The following is a 6123-nucleotide window of genomic DNA, read 5'->3' on the forward strand; positions in this document are numbered from 1 at the left end:
CCGGCCTCGGGGACCCGCTCGGTGGTCACGGTCATCTCGCGCCCCCCTCCTTCGTACGGCGCATCGCCACGACGGTGGCCCCGCCGAGGCCGCGCAGAACGGCGGGGCCGGGATGGCGGTGCTGTGGATCGCCGCCTCCATCGTCCTGCTCGGCGGGGCCACCGTCGTGGCGATGCGCCGTACGAAGGAGGGGGGCGCGAGATGACCGTGACCACCGAGCGGGTCCCCGAGGCCGGCACCGCCAGGAGGCTGGTGGCCGGCGGGTTCGTGTCGGGTGCCGTGCTGGCCGTGCTGGCCGCGACCGCGTTCACCGCGCAGGAGGCGGTGCCGGGGATCGTCATCCCCGGGCCGCTGGTGGAGTACGGCCTGCCGGTACTGCGGGTGCTGCTGGACCTGGCGGCGGTGGCGGTGGTCGGGCTGAGCCTGCTGCCGAAGATGCTCGGGTTCGACGACCCCGAGCGGACCGAGCCGGTGATGCGCCGGGCGCGGCCGATGGCTGTGACCTTCGCCTGGGCGTGGGCGCTGCTGGCACTGGTCATCATCGTCTTCCAGACGGCCGAGCTGAACCCCGGGCTGATCCCCACTCCGTCGATGATCGCCGCGTACGTCGACGGCGTCGGCGCCGGGCAGGGCATGCTCTTCAGCGCCGCCTGCGCGCTCTCCTACGCCGGGATCGGGCTGCTGGCCGTGCGGTACGGCGAGAAGGTCCCCGCCGAGCTGCGGATCGTGATCGCCTTCTTCGGGCTGCTGCCGATCCCGGTCACCGGCCACGCCGTCGACTCGGTCTGGCACGACCCCATCATGATCTCAATGGAGCTGCACGTGATGGGCGCGGCGGCCTGGACCGGCGGCCTGCTCACGATCATCCTGCTGGTCGCCGCGGACCGGGAGCTGCTGGCGCGGGTACTGCCGAAGTTCTCCAGGCTGGCCACCCTGGCGCTGGTCCTGGTCAGCGTCTCCGGGCTGGTGAACGGGCTCGCCACGATGGCCCTCACCCCCGGGGTGGAACTGCCGGGGGCGCTGCTGCGCGGTGAGTACGGCCCGCTGGTGGTGGTCAAGGTCGCCTGTGTGGCGCTGCTGATCCCGTTCGCCGCCCACATCCGCTTCCGCCTGCTGCCGCACATCGCGGAGCGGCGGGCGACGGCGGTCGTCGCGTGGGCGGCGGCCGAGATCACCGTGATGGGGCTCGCCTACGGGGTGGCGGTGGCGCTGACCACGGCCTCCCTGTCCTGAGCCCGGAGCGTGTAGCGGCCGCACGCCCATTCGGCCGCCAGCCACAGGACAGCGAGTCCCGCTCCCCCGATCAGCATGGTCGTGAGGGGCACCAGCGGGGGCGCCATGAGCGTCTCGTGCTGGAAGCGGAGCGCCTGGTCGACGATGAGGGTGACGCCGAGTGCGCCGACCAGCGCCCTGACCACGGGCATTCTGATCAGGAACGCCAGGTCGACGGCGAGCGCCCCGGCGATCAGGAAGACCGGCACCGCCGAGTGCGGGAAGTCGGCGACCGCGAGCAGGGGCCAGATCAGGGCGCGGAAGGCCACGTAGGCGCCGACCACCGCGGTGGCGGAGAACATCCGGCCGATCATCGCCCGGGCGCAGACGGCCACCAGCATGGCGGCGATCACGGCGTAGAGCGGGTAGAGCTGGTCGGGCACGGGCAGCGTGAAGTGGAGCGCCACCGCCCTGTCGTCCACCGGCAGGCCGATCTGGTCGGCGGCGAACCTGATCAGGATCGGTTCCGCGTCCGGCTCGCCCCTGTCCCAGGCGGCGAGGCCGTAGACCCCGTACTCCTGGTGCTGTTCCGGGAACCAGACGTTCTCGAAGAGGAAGACGAAGAGCCCGCCGAGGACCAGCGTGCGCGTCCGGCCGGGAACCGCCCGGATGAACCAGCCCCAGAGGACGCCGCAGACCATGAAGAGCGTGCCGATGTAGAGCATCAGGTGGGACGGGCTCCACGAGGTGATGTCGAGCCCGTTGACCCGGTGGTTGATCAGGTCGAGCGGTACCGCGATCAGGAAGATCGCCGTGCCCCAGGTGATGAGGCGCTGCGCGAGCTTGTCGACGCCGTAGCCGGTGTAGATGTGGATGATGGTGAGCGCGAGGGCGATGGCGGTGCCGACACTGTTGAGCAGGTGCGGCGGGGCCAGATCGTCACGGAGCCACTTGAAGTGCCAGGAGACGTCCCAGGACGCCCCGAGCACCTTGAAGGAGAAAGCCACCAGCCACCCGAAGTAGAGGAGCCTGAACAGGTCCTCCGGGGTCTCCCTGCCGGCCTTTCCTCGCGTCCAATACGGCAGAGCCCACTCGATGACCGGAGTGGCTCTTCTTCGGAGGCTTTCTACTGGCTTCACGTGTCGAAATGATGCCGCCCTCCACCTCAGTCCGCAATCAGGGACATCCCCGAGCCATCGGGGCGACCGTCACCCTTCCGGCACAGGTGATCATCCTTGCTTGGATGACCCGCGGGGACGCTCCTGAGAGTCGTCTCAGGAGCATCTCAGCTTGGATCAGTAAGCTCACGCCGTGACATCCCTCCCTCTTTCGCCGGGAGGGGATTCCCACGCTCAAGGAGAACTGGTGAAACGTGGGGCAAGGTCGGCCACCTGGATCGCGGTGGTCGCCGTGCTGGCCGTCGGCGTCGTGGCCTGGCTGGTCTGGCCGTCCGCACCGGACGTACGGGCCCAGGAGCAGATGATCACAGTGCTCGACGGGCCGGGCGACGACCAGCGGGTCACGCTGGACGCGAGTTTCTTCCCTCCCGCCGGAGGCGGCAGGGCTCCGGCGGTGCTGCTCGCGCACGGCTTCGGCGGCAGCAAGCAGAGCGTCAGGGACGCCGCGGTGCGGCTGGCCCAGGACGGTTACGCCGTGCTGACCTGGTCGGCGCGGGGCTTCGGCCGCTCCTCGGGGCAGATCGCGCTGAACTCCCCCGACTACGAGGTCAAGGACGTGCGCCAGCTGGTCGACTGGGTCGCGAAGCGGCCCGAGGTCCGGCTCGACGCGGCGGGCGACCCGCGGGTGGGCATCGCGGGCGGCTCGTACGGCGGGGCCATCGCGCTGATGGCCGCCGCCCACGACCCCAGGATCGACGCGATCGTCCCGCAGATCACCTGGTACGACCTGGCCGACGCGCTGTTCCCCGACGCCACCGGGCAGGGGCCCCAGAACGGGGTGTTCAAGCGCATGTGGGCCGGGCTCTTCTTCAGCAGGGGCGGCCCCGCACCGGCCGCCCTCGGCCCCGGCCAGGGGGACGACGAAGGCGAGCAGCGGCCGCTCACCGCCGAGGAGGTGCGCTGCGGCCGGTTCCTGCCGGAGATCTGCGACATGTACCAGCAGGTGGCCCAGAGCGGCCGGGCGACGGCGAGCGCGGTGGAGACGCTGCGCAGGTCGAGCCCGATCTCGGTGCCCGGGAAGATCAGGATTCCGACGCTGCTGCTGCAGGGACAGCGCGACTCGCTGTTCCCGCTGGGCCACGCGGACGCCAACGCCAAGGCCATCGCCGCCACCGGCGCCCCGGTGCAGGTCGCCTGGTTCGACGGCGGCCACGACGGCGGCAACGGCGAGGTCGACTGGCTGCACGAAAGAACGCTCGGCTGGTTCGACCGCTACCTGAAGGAGACCGGCGACGCGGCTCAGGCCGGCGGCGCCTTCACGGTCACCCGCGACGGCGGCCGCGACCCCGGCACCCGCCGCCCGGTCCAGCTGCACGCCACGGCCGACGGCTACCCCGGACTGTCGGGCAGCGGCCAGACCTCCGTACCGCTCAGCGGCCCCGAACAGCCGGTGGCCGGCCCGCCCGGCGGCTCTCCCTCCTCGATCTCCGCGGTGCCCGGCTTCGGCAGCCTCGGCGGTGGCTCAGGCGTGAACCTGTCCATCGACATGGCGGGGCAGAGCGCCACCTTCGACTCCGCCCCGCTGACCGCCCCGCTCCAGGTCACCGGCAGCTCGACGGTACGGGTCCGGGTGACCTCGGAACCCGCGCCCGGCGCGCGGGCCGGGAGCGACGGGACGAAGAGCCCGGCGGGCGAGGTCACCCTGTTCGCCAAGCTCTACGACGTCGCGGGCGCGACCCAGGCGCCGGTCCTGCCCGAGGGGCTCGTCGCCCCGCTCAGGATCGCGATCGGTGCGGACGGCTCGGGCGAGGCCACGGTGACCCTGCCCGCCATCGACCACAGATTCGACGTCGGACACCGGCTGCGGGTCGCGTTCACCACCACCGACCTGGCCTACAGCACCCCGACGGCCCCGGCCGTCCACCAGGTCGCCCTGGCCTCTCCGGCCGTGACCGTCCCCACCCACGCCGCCCTGCGCACCCCCTCGACCAGCCCCGCCTGGTGGATCTGGGCGCTGCCGCTGGCATCCCTCGTCGTCGCGGCCGTCCTGCTGCTCGCCGGGCGCCGCCGCACCACCGACGAGCACGATCCCGAACTGGACTCCGTACCGCTGCGGATCAGTGGGCTGACCAAGGCGTACCGGAACGGCGAGCGCGCGGTGGACGACCTGTCGTTCACCGTGGAGCACGGCCAGGTGCTCGGCCTGCTCGGCCCCAACGGGGCGGGCAAGACCACCACCCTGCGCATGCTGATGGGCCTGATCCGGCCCGACGGCGGCGAGATCCGGATCTTCGGTCACCGGGTCGTGCCCGGCGCCCCGGTCCTGTCCAGGCTCGGCTCGTTCGTCGAGGGACCGGGTTTCCTGCCGCATCTCAACGGCCGCGAGAACCTGGAGCTGTACTGGAAGGCGACCGGGCGGCCCGCCGAGGACGCCAGGTTCGCCGAGGCCCTGGAGATCGCCGGGCTCGGCAAGGCCCTGGACCGCGCCGTCCGCACCTACTCCCAGGGCATGCGCCAGCGCCTGGCCATCGCCCAGGCCATGCTCGGCCTGCCCGATCTGCTGGTACTGGACGAGCCCACCAACGGGCTCGACCCGCCCCAGATCCGCGAGATGCGCGAGGTTCTGATCCGCTACGCGGATCAGGGCCGCACCGTCATCGTCTCCAGCCACCTGCTGTCGGAGGTCGAGCAGACCTGCAGCCACGCGGTGGTCATGCACCGCGGGCGCCTGGTCACCGCCGGGACCGTGCGCGAGCTGCTGGCCAGCCGCACCCCGGTCAACGGCTCGGGCACCCGCCTGGAGGACGTCTTCCTGGACCTGATCGGAAACAAGGCATGAGCGACTCCAACGCCGCCCTCACCACCCCGACCGGCTCTCCGGGCGGCCTCTCGCGAAACGGCTCGGCGCGCGGGTACGCGCCGGGCCGCACGTTGCCGCTCGCCGTGGAGATCGTCCGCCAGTTCAAGCGGCGCCGCACGCTGGTGATGTTCGGCCTGCTGCTCGCGCTGCCGTGGATCCTGGTGATCGCCTTCAAGGTCGGCGCCGGGTCGGGGCAGCCCGGCACCTCGCTGCGCATCTCCGACCTGGCCGTCGAGGGCGGCCTGAACTTCGCCGCGTTCGCCCTGTCGGTGTCCGCGAGCTTCCTGCTGGTGGTCGCGGTGGCACTGTTCTGCGGCGACAGCGTGGCCAGCGAGGCCAGCTGGTCGTCGCTGCGCTACCTGCTGGCCTCCCCGATCCCGCGCGACCGGCTGCTGCGGCAGAAGCTGGTCGTCGCGATGGGCTACTCGGCGGCGGCGGTGGTCTGCCTGCCGGTGATGGCGTTGCTGGCCGGCACCCTCGCCTTCGGCTGGAACGACGTCCGGGTGCCGGGGACCGGCGAGACGATCGCCGCGCTGGACGTGCTGCCCCGGTTCGGCGTGGTGATCGGCTACGCCCTGGTCAGCCAGTTCGTGGTCGCGGCCCTGGCCTTCCTGCTCTCCGTCAGCACCGACTCCCCGCTGGGCGCGGTCGGCGGCGCGGTCGGCCTGGTGATCGTCAGTAACATCCTGCAGGCGGTCGAGGCGCTCGGCTCGCTCAGGGAGTTCCTGCCGACCTTCTGGAACAACGCGTGGCTGGACGCCCTGGCGCCCCAGCCCTCCTACGAGGGCATGCTCAAGGGGGTGGCCGTCGCGGTCACCTACTCGGCGATTCTGATCGCGTTCGCCTTCCGCCGCTTCCGGAGCAAGGACGTGGTCTCCTAGGCCCTGTCCTGCGGATCTTGCCGTGGCGAGGATCGGTCAGGTGGTGTCTCGC

Annotated in this window: 4 protein-coding genes and 1 pseudogene; 4 read left to right on the forward strand and 1 reads right to left on the reverse strand. The window is 71.7% G+C overall.

Annotation, left to right across the window (positions count from 1 at the left end; all coding sequences use genetic code 11):
- Window positions 1-205: pseudogene (locus ABZ260_RS44650) on the forward strand (copper resistance protein CopC); the annotation flags it as partial.
- On the forward strand, window positions 202-1233 hold the full coding sequence (locus tag ABZ260_RS44655) for a CopD family protein (RefSeq protein ID WP_355630211.1): 1032 nt from the start codon (window positions 202-204) through the stop codon (window positions 1231-1233). The pseudogene ABZ260_RS44650 and the gene ABZ260_RS44655, both read left to right, overlap by 4 nt.
- On the opposite strand, the gene ABZ260_RS44660 is transcribed toward ABZ260_RS44655, so the two are convergent.
- Complete coding sequence (locus tag ABZ260_RS44660; RefSeq protein ID WP_355630213.1) at window positions 1191-2351, reverse strand: hypothetical protein; 1161 nt, start codon at window positions 2349-2351, stop codon at window positions 1191-1193. The two genes, ABZ260_RS44655 and ABZ260_RS44660, sit on opposite strands and share 43 nt — an antisense overlap.
- A gap of 226 nt (window positions 2352-2577) precedes the next feature.
- On the opposite strand from ABZ260_RS44660, the gene ABZ260_RS44665 reads away from it, so the two are divergent.
- Window positions 2578-5169: a CocE/NonD family hydrolase gene (locus ABZ260_RS44665; protein ID WP_355630216.1), complete on the forward strand. Its 2592-nt coding sequence runs from the start codon at window positions 2578-2580 to the stop codon at window positions 5167-5169.
- Complete coding sequence (locus ABZ260_RS44670; RefSeq protein WP_355558290.1) at window positions 5166-6071, forward strand: ABC transporter permease subunit; 906 nt, start codon at window positions 5166-5168, stop codon at window positions 6069-6071. Before ABZ260_RS44665 ends, ABZ260_RS44670 begins: the two co-directional genes overlap by 4 nt.
- Window positions 6072-6123: the final 52 nt, after the last annotated feature.

The sequence above is a fragment of the Streptosporangium sp. NPDC006013 genome, assembly GCF_040614275.1.
Taxonomy (GTDB): domain Bacteria; phylum Actinomycetota; class Actinomycetes; order Streptosporangiales; family Streptosporangiaceae; genus Streptosporangium.

Bases quoted from the DNA above. Each gene is read 5' to 3' on its own strand.
- ABZ260_RS44655 (WP_355630211.1), top strand. From the start codon at position 202: ATGACCGTGACCACCGAGCGGGTCCCCGAGGCCGGCACCGCCAGGAGG.
- ABZ260_RS44670 (WP_355558290.1), top strand. From the start codon at position 5,166: ATGAGCGACTCCAACGCCGCCCTCACCACCCCGACCGGCTCTCCGGGC.